Origin of the sequence: Psychrobacillus sp. NPDC058041, assembly GCF_042885655.1 — a bacterium.
GTDB lineage: Bacteria > Bacillota > Bacilli > Bacillales_A > Planococcaceae > Psychrobacillus.
Map to the genome: position 1 here is coordinate 475036 of NZ_JBHVRO010000001.1, position 20039 is coordinate 495074.

The following is a 20039-nucleotide window of genomic DNA, read 5'->3' on the forward strand; positions in this document are numbered from 1 at the left end:
ACAAATAAAAGCTTGATAATATACTATCTTGTGTGAAACTATTCGGAGGTGCAATAAAAATGGCAGTTAAAATTCGTTTAAAACGTATGGGAGCAAAAAAATCTCCTTTCTATCGTATTGTAGTAGCAGACTCTCGCTCACCACGTGATGGTCGTCAAATTGAAACAGTAGGTACTTACAACCCACTTACTAAACCAGCTGAAGTTAAAATTAACGAAGAATTAGCGTTAAAATGGCTTCAAGACGGTGCGAAACCATCTGATACAGTACGTAACTTGTTCTCAGAACAAGGAATTATGGAAAAATTCCATAACGCAAAACTCGGCAAATAATCGGAGGGGACAATGTGAAGCAGCTGATCGAAGCAATCGTAAAACCATTAGTTGATTATCCAGATAAGGTTCAGATTGAAAAAGAAGAAAGCGTAAACCGTATAGTTTATAAGCTATCTGTTCATCCTGAAGATATGGGAAAAGTAATTGGCAAACAAGGACGGGTAGCGAAAGCGATTCGTACTATTGTTTACTCAGCAGCAGGCAGTCACCAAAAGAAAAAAACATATGTCGACATTCAAGATTAATGTACAAAAAGGGAGAACACTTTGTTCTTCCTTTTTTGATAGGGAGGTAACATTGTGGAATGGTATAATGTTGGTAAAATAGTGAATACACATGGCATTTGGGGAGAGGTTCGTGTTATATCTACGACTGACTTTCCTGATGAGCGCTATGAAGTAGGAAGTGAACTTGGGCTTTACAAAGCAGATGGTTCTAAACCGATTATCGTAAAAGTTGCAAGTCATCGAAAGCATAAGAACTTTGATTTATTAACATTCGAAGGGTATTCATTGCTAAAAGATGTAGAGGTTTTTAGAGATGCTATTTTAAAAGTATCTGAAAAGGATCTTTCCGACTTAGAAGAAAATGAATTTTACTTTCATGAAATAATTGGATGCACAGTTGAATCGTTAGATGGTGAAACCATAGGTAAAATAACTGAGATTATTCAAACAGGTGCGAATGATGTTTGGGCTGTTCAACCAGCAAAAGGGAAAACACATTACATTCCGTATATTGAAGATGTCGTTAAGTCAGTTGATATTGATAATAAAAAAATCATCATTGAAGTATTAGAAGGTTTGTTATCATGATGAACATTCACATTCTTTCGCTTTTTCCGGAAATGTTTGCAGGTGTATTTAATACTTCCATTTTGAAAAAAGCTCAGGAAAAGAATGAAGTATTACTAAATGTAGTAAATTTTCGAGACTTTTCTGGAAACAAACATCACCAGGTAGATGATTATCCTTATGGTGGCGGAGCAGGAATGGTATTAAAGCCAGAACCGCTCTTTAATGCAATTGATTCCCTTACTATAAACAAAGAACAAAAGAGACGCATCATTTTACTCTGTCCTCAAGGAGAGCGCTTCTCACAACAAAAAGCAGAAGAACTTGCAAAAGAAGAAGAGCTAATATTCATTTGCGGGCATTATGAAGGTTATGATGAACGCATTCGAGAACATCTTGTAACGGATGAAATTTCTTTAGGAGATTTTGTGTTAACAGGGGGAGAGCTTGCTGCAATGACGATTGTTGATAGTGTTGTGAGACTTTTGCCCAATGTTTTAGGGAATGCGGAATCACATGAAAAGGACTCATTTTCAACTGGTTTGCTGGAGCATCCACACTATACACGACCAGTAGAGTATCGAGGATACAAAGTGCCCGATGTATTATTATCTGGAAACCATGCGGCGATTGAAAAATGGAGAAGAGAACAGTCTTTGAAACGAACATTAAGTAGAAGACCGGAGCTTTTAGAACAAATCCAATTAAGTGATTTGGATAAAGAGATGATTAATAAATTGAAGTAGTTGAAACTTATTAAAATTTATTGCATATAGCAATGAGGTATGTTATATTCTACTATGTACTTCTATGTGAAGTGCGCATTTTGGGTGTTCCGCTGCAACAGTTAATGAGTGTAAGAGCATTCTATACAAGGAGAGAAAAATGATGCAAAACATTATTTCAGAAATCACAAAAGAACAATTACGTACGGATCTTCCTACATTCCGCCCAGGTGACACTGTTCGTGTACACGTTAAGGTTGTAGAGGGAACTCGTGAACGTATCCAAATGTACGAAGGTATTGTAATTAAACGTCGTGGAGGCGGAATTAGCGAAACTTTCACAGTTCGTAAAATTTCTTCTGGCGTTGGTGTTGAACGTACTTTCCCAGTACACACTCCAAAAATTGCAAACTTAGAAGTTATTCGTCGTGGTAAAGTTCGTCGTGCTAAATTGTACTACTTACGTGAACTACGCGGTAAAGCGGCTCGCATTAAAGAACGTCGCTAATAGTAAAAAAGCAAATGTTGTAGTAAAAGTGAAACCACTTTTGCTACAACATTTTTTTGTTAAAGAATAAGAAAGTATATTAATTTTTTATGCCATGAACAGGCTGTTTTCCGAATTATGAGGACGATTTCCTGGATACAAGCATAAAGTCGCTTCATTCGCCAAACTCGAGTTCTGGTTCGCAATTTGCTTACAACCTTTATTCAGTTTTCCTTTTATATCCAATGACTAAAGTACATATAATTTATTGGGTAGATGATTATAGTACATGGAACTTGATAAAGAAGCGCTGAGCGGACGAAATTGTATCTTCGTCCGCTTTTAAAGGAATGAGTAAGTATCTAATCTCTGTCATGTCTCTACCTATTTCAAGAGGGCAACGGACAAACATCCGCCACAAGATTACAAAAAAAAGAGTATCTGGAAGTGACGGGATCCTCCATAAAATTCTTCGTTAATGGTGTAGCCTATGTTTCGTACAAAGCACTCGGGAATTGGTGATGACCAGATGCACTTTATGAACGCTAGTGTTTTTCTATAAGCAAATGAAAGTCAGTTTATACTCATTTTCGTTGCAAGACTTCTTTTTACGGTACTTCTCATATAAAGTTAATTCTTTATATTGAAAATGGTTGCTTACACGATAAAATTGGTTGCTCTCCCATCAGAATTAGTTGCTTTCACATTTCAATTGGTTGCTCTAATACATTTTTTTCCTTTTATCGGTTGTTGCTCTTTCTATAAAAAGAGTCAATTATTTCGATTTTTTCACAAAATCGTTCGTAAATCATTACTAACAATAAAATTATTTCTTTTCTTTTTGCTTGAAATAGATTTTCCTTGTACAATAAAGAGAGTATATAAAGGGGGCAAGTTGATGGAACGAGTGAAGAAAGAAAAGAACGAGTTATGGGAATGGTCCAAAGCACTGTTAATTGCCTTTGGTATCGCAGCAATTATTCGTTTCTTTTTATTTACACCAATAGTAGTAGACGGTGAATCAATGATGCCGACTTTAAAAAACGGTGACCGGATGGTTGTGAATAAAATTGGTTACATGGTTGGTGAACCACATCGTTTTGATATAGTTGTATTTCATGCTCCAGAGCAAAAGAATTACATTAAACGTGTAATAGGACTTCCTGGAGATACTGTTGAATATAAAAATGATCAACTATATATAAACGGAAAACCAATTGCTGAACCATATTTAGATCAATATAAAAGCGAGATCACCGAAGGAACTTTAACGGGTGACTTCACTTTACAAGAGACTGCTGCCCAGGTGGATAAAATTCCAGAAGGTTATATTTTTGTTATGGGTGATAACCGATTATACAGTAAAGATAGTAGACTAATTGGTCTTGTTGCTATTGATGAAATTATTGGAAATACAAATCTTGTTTTCTGGCCATTTAAAGAAATTGGTTTTGTTAAATAGTAAATGCGAAGTTACCGGTAAACTTGAAAGTTAGAAAGTAGAAGAAAAAGATACTTTCTCATCCTTTAAAGGAGGAGATATTAGATGACAATACAGTGGTTTCCTGGTCATATGGCCAAAGCAAGAAGAGAAGTAACTGAGAATTTAAAACTGGTAGATATTATTTTTGAATTAGTAGATGCACGCTTACCGCTATCTTCTCGAAATCCCATGATTGATGAAGTTGTACATCAGAAAACAAGATTACTTATATTAAATAAGATGGATATGGCTGATGAAACGGAAACGAAAAAATGGATAGCCTATTTTGACTCAAAAGGGCTTCCTACAGTGGCGATAAACTCATTAGAAGGAAAAGGACTACAAGCTGTTTTTAAAGCCGCTAAAGAGCTTTTAAAGCCCAAATGGGATCGAATGAAAGAAAGAGGTATAAAACCACGAGCAATCCGAGCAATGATAGTTGGAATTCCAAACGTCGGAAAGTCAACACTTATTAATCGATTTGCTAAAAAAAATATAGCGAAGACTGGTAATACACCAGGCCTCACTAAAAGACAGCAATGGATAAAGGTCGAAAGAGAAATTGAACTACTAGATACTCCAGGTATTCTCTGGCCGAAATTCGAAGATCAACAAGTCGGATATAAACTAGCATTAACTGGAGCTATTAAAGATTCATTAATCAATATGGAGGACTTAGCAGTATATGGACTTCGATTTTTACAAGAGCATTATCCAAAGCGAATGGAAGAAAGATATCAAATAACAGAAGTTAGTGAAGACTTAGTAGTAACTTTCGATCATATTGGGAAGTTAAGAAGATGCTATTCTAACGGCGGTGAAATTGATTACGATCAAGTAGCAGAACTAATCGTAAGAGATGTTCGTAATCTTCATCTAGGTCGATTAACTTTTGATTTTGTAACAAAATAAAAGAAAATTTACCCTTTTTGCCAATTGGTGAAAAGGGTTTTCTCGATTTTTCAATATATATACCGATACATAAAGTAAGAGATAGAAAGTTGAAGTGAAGTAAATGAAAAGCTTAAAAGATATAAAAGAAAAACTAGAATCTACCCTTTCGTACGAACCATGGATGAAAGAACTAGAAGAGGATAGTAGAAGTGGGGCTATCAAATTATTAAATACATGGAAGAACAAGCAAAAGAAAATTGCAAAAGAATTATTAGAACATCAAGAGAAGTGCTTGTTTGACGCTAGTTATTGTCAAAACTCCACAGATTTAATAGCTGGTGTTGATGAAGCAGGGCGTGGTCCATTAGCTGGTCCAGTTGTTACAGCGGCAGTCATTTTAAACCAAAATACAGAACAACTTCTTGGATTAAATGACTCGAAACAGTTATCTAAAAAGAAACGAAACGAACTAGCTACTTTAATAAAAAATAATGCAGTGAGCTATTATATTCATTTTCAATCTGTGGAAAAAATAGATGAACTTAATATTTATGAGGCAACGAAACAGTCTATGACAGAGGCAGTATTAAACTTACACGAAAGCCCCTCAGTGGTTCTAGTCGATGCAATGGTGCTTCCGATTCAGATAAAAACGCATTCTATTATAAAAGGAGACGCTAATAGTTTGGCGATTGCAGCAGCATCTATATTAGCTAAAACCGCACGTGATGACTATATGGATCAATTACATGAAGAGTACCCCCAGTATTTATTCAACAAACATGCAGGGTATGGAACAAAAGAACATGTGGAAATGATCTATAAGTACGGTCCAACTATTCATCATAGGAAAACATTCGAACCGATTAAATCTTTATTAAAAAAATGAGGTGAATAAATGTCTTCAACATTTTTTTCTTCCATACAATCCAAAAATACACAGGTGATTTCAACCAATACTCAAGTATCCATGAAAGAAGGACAAGTTGTTCACGGAACCATTAAAAAATTGTTTCCCAATCAAACAGCAGAAGTCCAAATTGGCAATCAAAAAGTAATTGCAAAGCTTGAAACTCCACTAAAAGCTGGAGATGCTCATTTTTTTCAAGTGACGAATTCAGAGCCAGAACTCCAATTAAAAGTAGTATCAGGACCGCTAACTCAAGGAAATTCGCTTGCTCAACAAACCCAACAACTTTTACAAGCAATGAATCTATCAAAAACAACAGAAATGCAGGCAATTGTTCAGTTTTACTTAAAGGAACAATTGCCAATTTCGAAAGATATATTACTCCAAGTAGAACAATTATTAAAGCAGCTCCCTTCAAATGTGACAATGAAAGAAGGGTTAGAAGCAATTCGCAAGATGACCGATTTGAAATTTCCTTTAACTCTACAAATATTAGAATCTGTATTAAGTGGGAAATCTACTGATAGTTTACAAACACTTATCCAAGATTTCAAAGTTGCTCTACAACAAGATTTATCTGTCCCGTCCAATGTAAAAAACAATTTGCTTCAAACACTGCAAAAAATTGCTGATCCACTTGGAGAGCCAGCTGCAGGAGCGATAATAGGAAAACAGATAGAAATTTTACAAAATCCGCATTCTAACATGAGTACTAAGTTCTCTTTGTTACAAGCGTTAAAAGAAGCCGAAATCTTGCCATCTACAGCAACTTTGAATAATATTACTCCACCTTCAATTTCGGCGTCTTTACCGAATTCTGCGGGGGAGATAATGACTACTTTAAAACAAGCACCAGCCAATGAAAAAAATTTAATGTTTCTAAAACTAAGAGACTGGGTAAACACCCAATCTTTGTTAACAACAGAACAAAAAGACCAGATATTATCTTTGTTAAAAGATAATAGACAGCCTATACAAACTTCAATGGTGAATAATTCGTTAGTGCAAGTATTTGCAGAACAAAGTCAACAAGCGATATTCTCTAAAGATGTGAGTGGTCTTACTGCTAAGGAACACTTACTATCCTTACTAAGTAAAGGTGCAAACCAAGAAGTAATAAGTCAAACGCTACAACAAGTAATGACTTTAAGTAAAAATAGTGCACATCCATTTTTCTCAACATCTCTACAACAAGCAGAAGAGAAAGTACTTAATCAGCTAGATGGAAAAGCATTTGAGCATGCTATGAAAGAAGTACTAAAAAGTTTGGGATTTAGTTACGAAGCAAAGATTAACTTTCAAAATGAGGATGTAAGAAAACTTGCTGTAGAGTTAAAACCACAATTAGTGGAGTTAATTCAAAATGAAGTGATATCAGCTCCTATAAAAGATCATACAAATTTGCTATTAAATCGAATGAATGGGTTGCAAATATTATCAAATGAAAATGGCCCACAACATCAGTTGTTAATGCAAGTGCCATTAGAATTTCTTGGAAAGAAAATGGATGCAACACTTGAATGGAATGGAAGAATGAAAGAGGATGGCAAAATAGATTCGGATTTTGCGAGAGTTATGTTTTATTTGCAATTAGAAACTTTAGAAGAAACAGTGGTAGACATGCAAGTTCAAAATCGAGTTGTTACAATTTCCCTATATAATAATGATGATCGATTGCAACCAATTGCGAACATGTTGAAAGAATCTCTGAAGGAGGGACTTTTGACAGTGGGATATAAACTATCTGGGGTTTTTGTGAAGACATTTGAAGAGCAAAAAATATCCTCTTCACTAAACTCAAAATTACTTTCTAAAGAATCGCAAGGAGTAGATCTACGAATATGACAGATGAGAAGCACTCTAGAAAAGAAGCAGTTGCATTAACTTATAAACCAGGCGTAATAAATGCTCCGACAGTTGTAGCGAAAGGAAAAGGGAAGATTGCGGAAAATATTTTGCTTAAGGCAAAGGAAAATAATGTTCCAATTCAAGAGGACCCAACTTTGGTAGAACTTCTTGGGCAATTGGATATAAACCAATCTATACCGGAAGAGTTGTATCAAGCAGTGGCTGAAGTATTTTCATTTGTTTATAAATTGGATAAAGAAAAAAGTAAAAATACAACTTTTGTTGATTAATCAAAAGTCTCCAGTAAATTACTAGTTAAATAAAACACTAGGTACTCAGTTTATAATTGCTTTTGAATTGCTCTGAACTAAACGATCACTACACCATTATCGAGATTTCTGGATGCGGAGGGGTGCGACTTTGTCGCATCCCTCCGCATTTTTTTCTATTGAAGCTGTAGGGAAGAGATGGACAAATATCGGCAACAAGATTACCGAAAATGGCTTGGGTTATGATGTGATGATCATCTCGTCCAAAGCGAACCGAAACCGTAAAAGTGTAATATGAGGACTTTTAAGCTTCTCTTACAAGTATATTATGTAAGAAAGTAGTTTAATCTGTAGACGTGTAAAACACAAATTCCTTCTCTTAAATTCGACAAAATATCGGAATATTCGTTGTTTTGTAGAAATATTGTACTTTTGTAGACAAGATGTGCGCGTTTTATTACAATGATAAAGGTAGTAAATTACTGGACATAAGTTTGATTGGAGGATGTAAAATGAATATCCATGAATATCAAGGTAAACAACTCCTCAGACAATATGGCGTAGCAGTTTCTAACGGGATTGTGGCTTTCTCACCTGAAGAGGCAGTTAAAGCAGCAAAAGAGTTAGGCTCAAGCGTTATTGTTGTTAAAGCACAAATTCACGCAGGTGGTCGTGGTAAAGCTGGTGGGGTAAAAATCGCTAAAAATTTAGATGAGGTACGTGAATACGCGAAGGAACTTTTAGGTAAAGTGTTAGTTACACACCAAACAGGTCCAGAAGGTAAAGAAATTAAACGTTTACTTATCGAAGAAGGAAGCGACATTAAGAAAGAATATTATGTAGGTTTAGTTTTAGACCGAGCAACTTCTCGTGTAACTTTAATGGGCTCTGAAGAGGGCGGTATGGATATCGAAGAAGTAGCAGCAAATACTCCTGAGAAACTATTCTATGAAGAAATCGATCCAGTTGTAGGCTTAACAGGCTTCCAAGCTCGTCGTATGGCTTTTAACATGAATATTCCTGCTAAACTTGTTAACAAAGCAGCTAAGTTCATGCTTGGCTTATATCAAGTTTATAAAGAAAAAGATGCTTCTATCGTTGAAATTAATCCGTTAGTAGTAACTAACGATGACAACGTATTAGCACTTGATGCAAAATTCAACTTCGATGCAAATGCTTTATATCGTCATGCTGATATTCTTGAAATGCGTGATTTTGATGAAGAAGATCCAAAAGAAATCGAAGCTTCTAAATATGACTTAAGCTATATTTCTTTAGATGGAAATATCGGTTGTATGGTTAATGGAGCAGGATTAGCTATGGCTACAATGGATACAATTAGCTATTACGGCGGATCACCCGCAAACTTCCTTGACGTTGGGGGCGGTGCTACAGCTGAAAAAGTAACTGAAGCATTCAAAATCATCCTTTCTGACGTAAACGTAAAAGGTATTTTCGTTAATATCTTTGGTGGTATCATGAAATGTGACGTAATCGCAGAAGGTGTTATTATTGCTGCGAAAGAAGTAGGTCTTGCAGTGCCATTAGTAGTACGTTTAGAAGGTACAAATGTAGACTTAGGTAAAAAATTATTAAATGAATCTGGTTTAAATATTATCGCTGCTGACTCAATGGCAGACGGTGCTCAAAAAATCGTTAATCTTGTAGGATAAGAAAGGCAGGGACATAAAGTGGGCGTATATATTAATAAAGATACGAAAGTAATCGTTCAAGGAATTACGGGCTCAACTGCTCTTTTCCATACAAAACAAATGCTTGAATACGGTACTAAAATCGTTGCTGGGGTTACACCTGGTAAAGGTGGTACTGAAGTTGAAGGCGTTCCAGTTTTCAATACAGTACAAGACGCTGTAAAAGCAACTGGCGCAAACGTTTCTGTCATCTATGTACCAGCTCCTTTTGCTGCGGATGCAATTTTAGAAGCAGTAGATGCTGAACTAGATATGACAATCTGTATTACAGAACATATCCCAGTACTAGACATGGTTAACGTGAAACGTTACATGGAAGGTAAGAAAACTCGTTTAGTAGGACCTAACTGTCCAGGTGTTATTACTGCAGATGAATGTAAAATTGGTATTATGCCAGGATATATTCATACAAAAGGTCATGTAGGTGTTGTATCACGTTCTGGTACATTAACTTATGAAGCGGTTCATCAGTTAACACAAGCAGGTATTGGTCAAACAACTGCTGTAGGTATTGGTGGGGATCCAGTAAATGGAACTAACTTTATCGATGCTTTAACTGCTTTCAATGCAGATGAAGAAACTTATGCTGTAGTTATGATTGGTGAGATTGGTGGTACTGCTGAAGAAGAAGCAGCAGCATGGATTAAAGCTAATATGACAAAACCAGTAATTGGTTTCATCGGTGGTCAAACAGCTCCAGAAGGAAAACGTATGGGTCACGCTGGTGCAATTATCTCAGGTGGTCAAGGTACTGCTGAAGGTAAAATTAAAGCTATGAAAGATGCAGGAATGAAAGTTGCTGCTACACCATCTGTAATTGGTGAGACTTTAATTGAAGCAATTAAAGAAGCAGGTCTTTACGACGCTTGTAAAACACATTAATATAAGAGTACGGCACATCTATTGGTGTTGCCGTACTTTTTTATATAAAGGAGGGGCATATTGAATTATAAAGACGAACAATGGCTTAACCGGTTTTTAGCTCTACATTATGTATTTCCTGTTCCAATGAATAAACTCCAGCCTCTAATTGAATACAATCCCACATTAGCTCAGTTAGAAAAGATTCAATCTAATTTACTTTCTGGTATTCTCAATATTTCACAAAATCGTGCGTTACAGTTACAAGAAATGTATAAAAAATTTGTGGAAACCCCATTTCTTCAAATCTATGAAAAGCATCAAATAATCCCCATAATTTATACCGATCCCATGTATCCACTAAGTTTAAAAAATCTTTATGATCCTCCAGCGGTGCTATATGCAAAAGGAGATATTAAACTATTAAATATACAAAAAAGGCTTGCAATTATTGGTTCTCGTGAAGCAACTGACTATACCCGAGATAGTATAGAAAAAATTTTACCGCCTTTAATTGATAATAATTTTGTTATTATAAGTGGTCTTGCAAAAGGTGCGGACACTTTAGCGCATAAATTAACGATTAATCATGGAGGTAAGACAATTGCTGTATTAGGTACAGGATTATTCCATGTTTATCCAAAACAAAATGAAGAATTAGCAAAGATAATGTCAAAAAATCAATTATTATTAACTGAATATCCTCCATACATGACACCTAAAAAATGGAATTTCCCAATGAGAAATCGAATAATTAGTGGTTTATCTCAAGGAGTCTTAATAACAGAAGCGAAAGAAAAAAGTGGGACAGTTTCTACAATGGAACATGCTTTGGAAAATGGGAAAGAAGTATTTGCAATCCCAGGATCTATTCATTCGCCATTGTCGAAAGGACCTCATCTTCTCATATTAGAAGGGGCTAAGCCTATTTGGAACGGATATCAAATTCTTGAAGAATTATGTGAAAATGAACAAATAAACAAATAAATAAATGAAAAGCCTTGCAATTGTAAGAAATCTGTTATACATTTTGCAACAGGTATTTCTTTTGAAGCAAAATGCGAGTTACCCTCTATAAGGAGGCATATTTATGTCGGATTACTTAGTTATTGTGGAATCGCCTGCAAAGGCAAAAACAATTGAACGTTATCTTGGAAAAAAATATAAAGTGAAAGCATCCATCGGACATGTTATAGATTTACCGAGAAGTAAAATGGGTGTAGATGTCGAAAATGATTACGAACCAAAATATATTACAATTAGAGGAAAAGGGCCAGTTTTACAAGATTTGAAAAATGCTGCAAAAAAAGCGAAAAAAATCTATCTCGCAGCTGACCCCGACAGAGAAGGAGAAGCAATTGCTTGGCATCTGGCACACGCTTTAAAAGTTGATCTCGAATCTGATTGCCGAGTAGTTTTTAATGAAATTACAAAAGATGCTATATTAGAATCCTTTAAACATCCACGACCGATTAATATGGACTTAGTAGATGCCCAACAGGCAAGAAGAATATTAGATCGTTTGGTAGGTTATAATATTAGCCCTATTCTATGGAAGAAAGTGAAAAAAGGTCTTTCAGCTGGTAGAGTTCAATCTGTCGCTTTAAGATTAATAATCGATCGAGAAAATGAAATAAACAATTTCGTTCCAGAAGAATATTGGACAATTGAAGGTCAGTTTGAAAAAAACAAAAAAGCATTTGATGCGCTGTATTATGGCACAGAAAAAGATAAAGCAAAACTTTCAAACGAAAATGATGTAAAAGAAGTTATGAATGTTATAAAAGGCAAAAAGTTTGAAGTTACAAATGTAGTGAAAAAAGAAAGAAAGAGAAATCCAGCTTCATCTTTCACCACTTCTTCTCTTCAACAAGAAGCTGCCCGTAAACTTAACTTTCGCGCAAGAAAAACAATGATGCTAGCACAACAACTATATGAAGGTATTGATTTAGGGAAAAAAGAAGGAACTGTTGGTTTAATTACTTATATGCGTACAGATTCTACTAGAATCTCTGAATCTGCAAAAACAGATGCACATGAATTCATTAAAAATGAATATGGTGTGGAATATATAACGAGTAAGAAAGAAGAAAAACAATCCAAAAAAGCGCAAGATGCGCATGAAGCTATTAGACCAACAAGTATCTTGAGAACGCCAGAACAGTTAAAAAGTATACTTTCGAAAGATTTATTTCGTTTATACAAATTAATATGGGAGCGTTTTATCGCTAGTCAAATGGCTCCTGCAATATTAGATACAGTTGCGGTGGATTTGAAAAATGGAAAAGCCGTTTTCCGTGCTAACGGATCGCAAGTAAAGTTCCCTGGATTTATGAAATTATATGTGGAAGGTTCCGACGACCAAACAGATGACAAAGATAAGTTGTTACCTGTTTTAGAAGTTGGGGATAAAGTGAATGCACAATCCATTGAGCCAAAGCAACATTTTACTCAGCCACCACCAAGATATTCAGAGGCGAGATTAGTAAAAACGCTAGAAGAACTTGGTATAGGTAGACCATCAACGTACGCTCCAACGCTCGATACTATTCAAAAAAGAGGCTATGTTGCATTAGAAACAAAACGCTTTGTACCAACAGAGCTTGGGACGATTGTACATCAGCTTGTGTTAGAGTTTTTCCCGAATGTTTTGGACATCGAGTTTACAGCACAAATGGAAAAAGATTTGGATAGTATAGAAGAAGGGCAAGTTAAATGGGTTCAAGTAATCGATGGGTTTTATCAAGACTTTGCGAAACATGTGGAGCACGCAGATGCTGAGATGGAGAAAATCGTAATAAAAGATGAACCAACCGGAGAAGATTGTGAAAATTGTGGTTCTCCAATGGTTTATAAACTAGGACGATTTGGCAAGTTTATGGCTTGCAGTAATTTCCCTGAATGTAGGAATACGAAGGCAATAGTAAAAGAAATCGGTGTCCCATGTCCATCTTGTGGAGAAGGGCAGATTGTCGAGCGTAAAAGTAAAACAAAACGAATTTTTTACGGTTGCGATCGATATCCTACATGTGATTTTGTATCTTGGGATAAGCCGATAAATAGACCATGTCCAAAATGTAGTGAGATGCTAGTTGAAAAGAAATTGAAAAAAGGTATACAAATTCAATGTGTTTCTTGTGATTACAAAGAAGATCCACAGAGTTAAAAGAAAGAAGGATTTTAAATGACTGAAATAGTAAATGTGATTGGTGCTGGACTTGCAGGAAGTGAGGCTGCTTGGCAAATTGCAAAGCGGGGTATAAAAGTCCGTCTTTTTGAAATGCGACCTGTTAAACAAACACCAGCTCATCATACGGATAAATTTGCGGAGTTAGTTTGTTCTAATTCACTTCGTGCAAATAATTTAACAAACGCTGTGGGAGTTATTAAAGAAGAAATGCGTATGTTGGATTCACTTATTATTCAATCTGCAGACAATAGTTGTGTCCCTGCCGGTGGCGCATTAGCAGTTGACAGACATGATTTTGCTGGAAGAGTTACGGATACGATTCGAAATCATCCTTTAATCGAAATAGTAAATGAAGAAGTTACTGAAATTCCGGAAGGTATAACCGTTATTGCAACAGGACCTTTAACTTCACCTGCTTTAGCAGAAAAAGTGAAGGAATTAACTGGACAAGATTATTTGTACTTTTATGATGCTGCAGCTCCAATAGTAGAAAAAGACAGTATCGACATGGACAAAGTATACTTGAAATCGCGTTACGATAAAGGAGAAGCAGCATACTTAAACTGTCCAATGTCAGAAGAAGAGTTTAATCGTTTTTATGATGCTCTTGTAGAGGCAGAGGTTGTTCCATTAAAAGAATTTGAAAAAGAAATCTACTTCGAAGGATGTATGCCAGTTGAGGTAATGGCTGGGAGAGGTAGAAAAACGTTATTATTCGGGCCAATGAAACCAGTGGGTCTCGAAGATCCGAAAACAGGGAAGCGTCCATATGCAGTTGTGCAATTAAGACAAGATGATGCTGCAGGCACACTTTATAATATCGTTGGGTTTCAAACGCATTTAAAATGGGGACCACAAAAAGAAGTATTGCAACTAATTCCAGGATTAGAAAACGTTGAGATTGTTCGATATGGTGTTATGCATCGAAATACTTTTATTAATTCACCAACTGTATTACAGCCCACATATCAATTAAAAGCAAATCATCAAATTTTCTTTGCTGGACAAATGACTGGTGTGGAAGGTTATGTAGAATCTGCAGGTAGTGGTCTTCTTGCTGGTATTAACGCAGCTAAGCTTGCAAAAGGGGAAGAATTAATCGTATTACCTAGAGAAACAGCTCTTGGTAGTATGGCGAGATATATTACTGAAGCAGATCCAAAAAATTTCCAACCAATGAATATTAACTTTGGCTTGTTTCCAGAGCTTCAGCCAAAAGTTAGAGATAAAAAAGTGAGAACCGAGCAATTAGCTAATCGTGCACTAACAACAATTCAAAATTTTGTGAAAAATACATCGATTTAATTGCTTTAAGCCTCTAAAAATTGGTATACTTTTAGAGGCTTTTACTATGGAAATAGAATTGGAGTTGTTTGGATGATTGGATTAATTGAACTACACTCGTTTATTGATTATATTCAATTAGAGAAAAATTACTCAAATCTTACTGTCCATGAATATGAAAAAGATATTGAAAATTTTTTACTCTTTCTAGAAAAAGAAGGTGTAAGTCATTTAAATGACGTAGAATATGTCCATGCAAGATTATATGTAACAGCTCTTTATGAAAAAAAATTAGCGAGAACCTCTATTTCAAGAAAAATTTCTTCCATACGTTCTTTTTACAGATTTCTTCATAAAGAATACAATATTCGAGAAGAAGCTTTTCGGTCTTTGTATCATCCGAAAAAAGAGGAGCTTTTACCACATTTTTTTTATGAAGAAGAGATGGAACAACTTTTCGAAGGAAATAAAGGAACAGACCTACTGTCCATACGAAATATGGCCTTATTAGAACTATTATATGCTACTGGAATACGAGTAAGTGAACTTATTTCAATCGAAATGAGTCATATAGATAAGAGTTATGGGATTATTCGTGTTATGGGAAAAGGTAGAAAAGAGCGATATGTTCCTGTTGGAGATTATGCCTTATTAGCAGTCGAGGAATATGTGGAAAAAAGCAGACCAAAAATAATGAAGTCAACATCTCATCCATTTCTTTTTGTGAATAGTAGAGGCGATCATTTATCTGCAAGTGGTGTTAGACATATTCTAAACGAAATGATAAAAAAAGCTTCAATGCATACGACAATCTATCCTCATATGCTCAGACATACTTTTGCTACACATTTATTAAACAATGGTGCAGATTTAAGGAGTGTGCAAGAATTGTTAGGGCATTCCCATCTAACTTCTACACAAATTTATACACATGTTACAAAGGAACATTTAAGAAAAACGTATATGAATGCTCATCCTAGGGCATAACCTTTTCATAATGGCGAGTATGCATATGCTGAATCGAGGAATACTGGCTAAGATCGCTGTGTCCAGTGGTAATGGAATTGATTGCTAAAGCTCAGGAAATCCTAAAGTTTTTGTTAAGGAGTTTATCTAGATGCTCGATTCAAATATCTCGGCTCAAATACGCCAAGGTGAATTTGAAATAATGGAGGTAATGATATATGGCTGGAACTGGAATACATGCAACTACAATTTTTGCGGTAAGTCATAATGGAAGCCAAGCAATGGCAGGAGACGGACAGGTCACTTTAGGTAATCAGGTAGTGATGAAACATACTGCAAAAAAAGTTAGAAGGTTATTTAATGGTCAAGTAATAGCTGGTTTTGCTGGGTCTGTTGCGGATGCATTTACTTTATTTGAAATGTTTGAAGGGAAATTATTAGAGTATAATGGTAATCTTCAGCGTGCGTCTGTTGAGTTAGCAAAGCAATGGAGAGGGGATAAAATGCTACGTCAACTAGAAGCAATGCTTTTAGTAATGGACAAAAATAATTTATTGCTTGTTTCAGGAACTGGTGAAGTAATTGAGCCGGATGATGGTATACTTGCTATTGGCTCTGGAGGAAACTATGCATTGGCAGCAGGGCGAGCATTAAAGCAATATGCAGGGGAAAAAATGACGGCTGAAGAAATTGCGAAGGCGGCATTAACAACTGCTGCGGATATTTGTGTTTTTACAAATCATCAAATAATTGTGGAGGTATTGGGTGAATGAAAGAGAATAGCTTAACTCCAAAACAAATTACAGAGCATTTAAATAAATACATTGTTGGTCAAAATGCTGCAAAAAAAGCGGTAGCAGTTGCACTCCGTAATAGATATAGAAGACAATTGTTAGACGAAGATATGAAGAATGAAGTAATTCCTAAAAATATTTTAATGATTGGTCCAACAGGTGTAGGTAAAACAGAAATAGCTAGAAGAATCGCAAAGCTTACAAAAGCTCCTTTTGTAAAAGTGGAAGCAACTAAATTTACAGAAGTAGGATATGTAGGTAGAGACGTTGAATCGATGGTAAGAGACTTGGTAGAATCCGCTATTCGAATTGTGAAGGAAGAGAAAATGGAAGAAGTGAAGGAACAGGCATTACGGTTAGCGAATGATGCTATTGTAAAGCTTCTTGTTCCTTCATTAAAGAAAAAGAATGCTAATCAAAACCCTTTTGAAGCTTTATTTGGAGGAAAGTCAGAAGAAGATTCTTCAGAAACCGAAGATACAGAAGTACGATTGAAACGATCTCAAATAGCAGAAGATTTAAGAGACGGTAAATTAGAAAATGAAATTGTAACGGTAGAAGTTACAGAACAGGCTCCATCCATTTTTGATGCACTTCAGGGTGGTGGAATGGAAAGTATGGGTATGAATATGCAAGATGCGCTTTCTAGCTTAGTACCCAAGAAAAAGAAGAAAAGAAAAATGAAAGTAAAAGATGCACGGAAAGTATTAATACATGAAGAAGCGAGCAAACTAATTGATAATGATGAATTATCTCAAATTGCGATAGAGAAAACGGAGCAAACTGGAATAATATTTATTGATGAAATGGATAAGATTGCAAATCGAAGTGGAAGCAGTGCTTCTGCTGATGTTTCACGAGAAGGTGTTCAAAGAGATATTTTACCTATTGTTGAAGGATCAACAGTGAATACGAAATACGGAGCAGTAAAAACAGATTATATCTTGTTTATAGCAGCTGGTGCATTTCATATGTCTAAACCTTCTGATTTAATACCAGAACTTCAAGGTAGATTTCCGATTCGTGTAGAATTAGAAAAACTTACAAAAGATGATTTTGTAAGAATATTAAAAGAACCTCAACATTCTTTAACTAAACAATATGAAGCATTACTTCAAACAGAAGGCGTAACAATTTCATTTTCAGATGAATCAATTGAAAGAATTGGGGAAATAGCTTATGAAGTCAATCAAGAGACCGATAATATAGGAGCAAGACGACTTCATACGATTCTTGAGAAGATTTTAGAAGAGCTTTCGTTTGAAGCTTCTGAAATTTCACCTGCTCATATTCAAATTACTCCTGGATATATTGACCAAAAACTTGACAATATTGTGAAAAATAAAGACTTATCACAATTTATACTGTAATATTAAGTTTCTGCTATTCCAAAAACAATTAAAAACCTTTAGAATATTAAAATAAATATGAAAATTAATGGAGGATACAACAATGAATTTATTAGATAAAACAAGAAAGATTAACTCGATGCTTCAAGCATCAGCAGGGAAACCTGTTAACTTTAAAGAAATGGCATCAACATTAAGTGACGTAATCGAATGTAATGCTTTTATAGTAAGTCGTAAAGGTAAGCTCCTTGGGTATGAAGTACACCAACAAATTGAAAATGAACGTATGATTAAAATGATGGAAGAACGTCAATTCCCAGAAGACTATACCAAAAATTTATTCCACGTGAATGAAACATCTTCTAATTTAGATGTGTACAATCAACATACAGTATTCCCTGTAGAAAATCGTGAATTATTTAAAGAAGGTTTAACTACAATCGTTCCGATTATTGGTGGTGGTGAACGTCTAGGTACTTTAATCCTTGGTCGTTTAAAGCAAGAATTCCAAGATGATGATTTAATTCTGGGTGAATATGGTGCAACTGTTGTTGGTATGGAAATTTTACGCGAAAAATCAGAAGAAATTGAAGAGGAAGCAAGAAGTAAAGCGGTCGTTCAAATGGCGATTAATTCATTATCTTATAGTGAGTTAGAAGCAATTGAGCATATCTTTGAAGAATTAGATGGCAATGAAGGCTTACTAGTTGCTTCTAAAATTGCTGACCGTGTTGGTATTACTAGATCTGTAATCGTAAATGCATTACGTAAGCTTGAATCAGCTGGAGTAATTGAGTCTAGATCTCTAGGTATGAAAGGAACTTACATTAAAGTACTTAATGATAAATTCCTTGCAGAACTAGCTCAACTAAAAATGAAATAAATAACTAAAAATTTCTTATGCTTTTCGTAAGAGGTTTCAGACTGTAGGCTAACTCCAAAAAGGGTTTGCCTACAGTCTTTTTTTTGCAGAATAAGAGAGTATATAAATGTTTTATGCCATGAAAAGGTTGATTTCCGCTGAAGGTGGACGCTTTCTTACCACTAGTCAGGAGTAATTTCTATAAAAAGCAAATTAAAGATAGTAATCCATTCAACGAGTTGTTGCTTTCCGTTCCGGCGCTCGCTTTCTGCGGGCATGGCTTGAGCCATCTGCTATTCCCGCAGGAGTCGAGCACCTGCACTCCAAGCAACAATTAACGCTAAACAAGGGGACTTATCGATAATCACCTTTAAAACCCTCGAATAGACGCCTGTAGCTTCAAATATGATTTCAGGTGCTTGACCGTCCTGTGCTCTTAATAAATCGATTCTCTCTTTTAAGGATTGGAAACCAGATACTGTGTGTATTCACCTTCATATTCACAATGTTGATTGCGATCATACACAACTATTGTGCTTTTCCCCATACTTACATCGAAAGCAATTACATCGTTTATCCACCTTATTAGGTTGTTTTATAGAAGCCTTCAAAGTGCCTTATCGATTCCAATTTCTTATACACGATCTCATGGATCCAACGTAATGATCGTGCCATCCTGTAATCGATGTTAAATAAGAGATGCTATTGCTTGATGAAATTTTGAGCGTCCGGATAAAATATAGTTCTCTAACTTATGTTGATAGTACTTAAAAGAATAAAATAATACCGCGGATTTCCGTTTCAGGTGGACGCGTTCCGCGGGGTGAGCGATGAGCCTTCACCGCCGCTACGCTTCGTTGTGAAGGCTCATCTGTCTCACAGCGGAACAAAGGCTAAGAGCGCCACATCATGTGGAGACGCCTTCGTGACCAACATCCTGTTGGCCTCCGACTGGAGTCGCCACCTTCCACTACAATCCATTAAGTGAGTAGTACCTAACAAGAGGATTTAGCCCAGCTATCGCTAATAGGATAGAAATAGTTTAAGTATGTGTAGTGATCATGCCATCCTGTAATCGATGTTAAATAAGAGATGCTATTGTTTGGTGAAAATTTGAGCGTCCGGATAAAATATAGTTCTCTAACTAATATAGATTGAACTTAAAAAAATAAATTCTGAAGCCGTGCACACGAAAATCGTCCGCCGTAGCCAATATGCTACTCTTCTTGAAAGGACCGGGCGTCTTTTTGCCCGGTTTTCTTTTTTGCTAAAAGTA

Annotated in this window: 19 protein-coding genes; all 19 read left to right on the plus strand. The window is 35.7% G+C overall.

What is annotated here, in order from left to right; all coding sequences use genetic code 11:
* Positions 1-59: 59 nt before the first annotated feature.
* Positions 60-332, plus strand: coding sequence for a 30S ribosomal protein S16 (gene rpsP, locus ACFVR1_RS02140; RefSeq protein ID WP_053590001.1), 273 nt, complete (start codon positions 60-62; stop codon positions 330-332).
* A 14-nt stretch (positions 333-346) separates the two neighbouring features.
* Positions 347-580, plus strand: a complete 234-nt coding sequence (locus ACFVR1_RS02145; protein WP_387579746.1) for a KH domain-containing protein — start codon at positions 347-349, stop codon at positions 578-580.
* A gap of 54 nt (positions 581-634) precedes the next feature.
* Positions 635-1150: a ribosome maturation factor RimM gene (gene rimM / locus ACFVR1_RS02150; protein ID WP_387579748.1), complete on the plus strand. Its 516-nt coding sequence runs from the start codon at positions 635-637 to the stop codon at positions 1148-1150.
* Positions 1150-1875, plus strand: coding sequence for a tRNA (guanosine(37)-N1)-methyltransferase TrmD (trmD, locus tag ACFVR1_RS02155; RefSeq protein WP_387579951.1), 726 nt, complete (start codon positions 1150-1152; stop codon positions 1873-1875). The genes rimM and trmD overlap by 1 nt, the downstream gene beginning before the upstream one ends.
* Positions 1876-2017: 142 nt before the next feature.
* Positions 2018-2362, plus strand: coding sequence for a 50S ribosomal protein L19 (gene rplS / locus ACFVR1_RS02160; RefSeq protein ID WP_387579750.1), 345 nt, complete (start codon positions 2018-2020; stop codon positions 2360-2362).
* Positions 2363-3239: 877 nt separating this feature from the next.
* On the plus strand, positions 3240-3803 hold the full coding sequence (lepB, locus tag ACFVR1_RS02165) for a signal peptidase I (protein ID WP_387579752.1): 564 nt from the start codon (positions 3240-3242) through the stop codon (positions 3801-3803).
* A gap of 84 nt (positions 3804-3887) precedes the next feature.
* Positions 3888-4736 (plus strand): ribosome biogenesis GTPase YlqF, encoded by an 849-nt coding sequence (gene ylqF, locus ACFVR1_RS02170; protein ID WP_387579754.1) that lies wholly within the window; start codon positions 3888-3890, stop codon positions 4734-4736.
* 103 nt (positions 4737-4839) lie between these two features.
* Positions 4840-5607: a ribonuclease HII gene (locus ACFVR1_RS02175; protein ID WP_387579757.1), complete on the plus strand. Its 768-nt coding sequence runs from the start codon at positions 4840-4842 to the stop codon at positions 5605-5607.
* A 9-nt stretch (positions 5608-5616) separates the two neighbouring features.
* Entirely contained in the window at positions 5617-7473 is a 1857-nt protein-coding gene (locus tag ACFVR1_RS02180) for a hypothetical protein (protein WP_387579760.1), read from the plus strand.
* Entirely contained in the window at positions 7470-7766 is a 297-nt protein-coding gene (locus ACFVR1_RS02185; RefSeq protein ID WP_387579762.1) for an EscU/YscU/HrcU family type III secretion system export apparatus switch protein, read from the plus strand. The genes ACFVR1_RS02180 and ACFVR1_RS02185 overlap by 4 nt, the downstream gene beginning before the upstream one ends.
* A gap of 491 nt (positions 7767-8257) precedes the next feature.
* Complete coding sequence (sucC, locus tag ACFVR1_RS02190) at positions 8258-9418, plus strand: ADP-forming succinate--CoA ligase subunit beta (RefSeq protein ID WP_387579764.1); 1161 nt, start codon at positions 8258-8260, stop codon at positions 9416-9418.
* 18 nt (positions 9419-9436) lie between these two features.
* Complete coding sequence (gene sucD, locus ACFVR1_RS02195; RefSeq protein WP_387579766.1) at positions 9437-10339, plus strand: succinate--CoA ligase subunit alpha; 903 nt, start codon at positions 9437-9439, stop codon at positions 10337-10339.
* A 60-nt stretch (positions 10340-10399) separates the two neighbouring features.
* Positions 10400-11305 carry a DNA-processing protein DprA gene (gene dprA, locus ACFVR1_RS02200; protein ID WP_387579769.1) on the plus strand — a complete coding sequence of 302 codons (906 nt, stop codon included), beginning with the start codon at positions 10400-10402 and terminating at the stop codon, positions 11303-11305.
* 103 nt (positions 11306-11408) lie between these two features.
* Positions 11409-13484, plus strand: a complete 2076-nt coding sequence (topA, locus tag ACFVR1_RS02205) for a type I DNA topoisomerase (RefSeq protein ID WP_387579772.1) — start codon at positions 11409-11411, stop codon at positions 13482-13484.
* Between the two features lie 18 nt (positions 13485-13502).
* Positions 13503-14813 carry an FADH(2)-oxidizing methylenetetrahydrofolate--tRNA-(uracil(54)-C(5))-methyltransferase TrmFO gene (trmFO, locus tag ACFVR1_RS02210; protein WP_387579774.1) on the plus strand — a complete coding sequence of 437 codons (1311 nt, stop codon included), beginning with the start codon at positions 13503-13505 and terminating at the stop codon, positions 14811-14813.
* A gap of 72 nt (positions 14814-14885) precedes the next feature.
* Positions 14886-15779: a tyrosine recombinase XerC gene (xerC, locus tag ACFVR1_RS02215; RefSeq protein WP_387579777.1), complete on the plus strand. Its 894-nt coding sequence runs from the start codon at positions 14886-14888 to the stop codon at positions 15777-15779.
* Positions 15780-15976: 197 nt separating this feature from the next.
* Complete coding sequence (gene hslV / locus ACFVR1_RS02220) at positions 15977-16531, plus strand: ATP-dependent protease subunit HslV (protein WP_387579779.1); 555 nt, start codon at positions 15977-15979, stop codon at positions 16529-16531.
* On the plus strand, positions 16528-17922 hold the full coding sequence (hslU, locus tag ACFVR1_RS02225; RefSeq protein WP_387579781.1) for an ATP-dependent protease ATPase subunit HslU: 1395 nt from the start codon (positions 16528-16530) through the stop codon (positions 17920-17922). The genes hslV and hslU overlap by 4 nt, the downstream gene beginning before the upstream one ends.
* A gap of 82 nt (positions 17923-18004) precedes the next feature.
* Positions 18005-18784 (plus strand): GTP-sensing pleiotropic transcriptional regulator CodY, encoded by a 780-nt coding sequence (codY, locus tag ACFVR1_RS02230; RefSeq protein ID WP_387579783.1) that lies wholly within the window; start codon positions 18005-18007, stop codon positions 18782-18784.
* Positions 18785-20039 lie beyond the last annotated feature (1255 nt).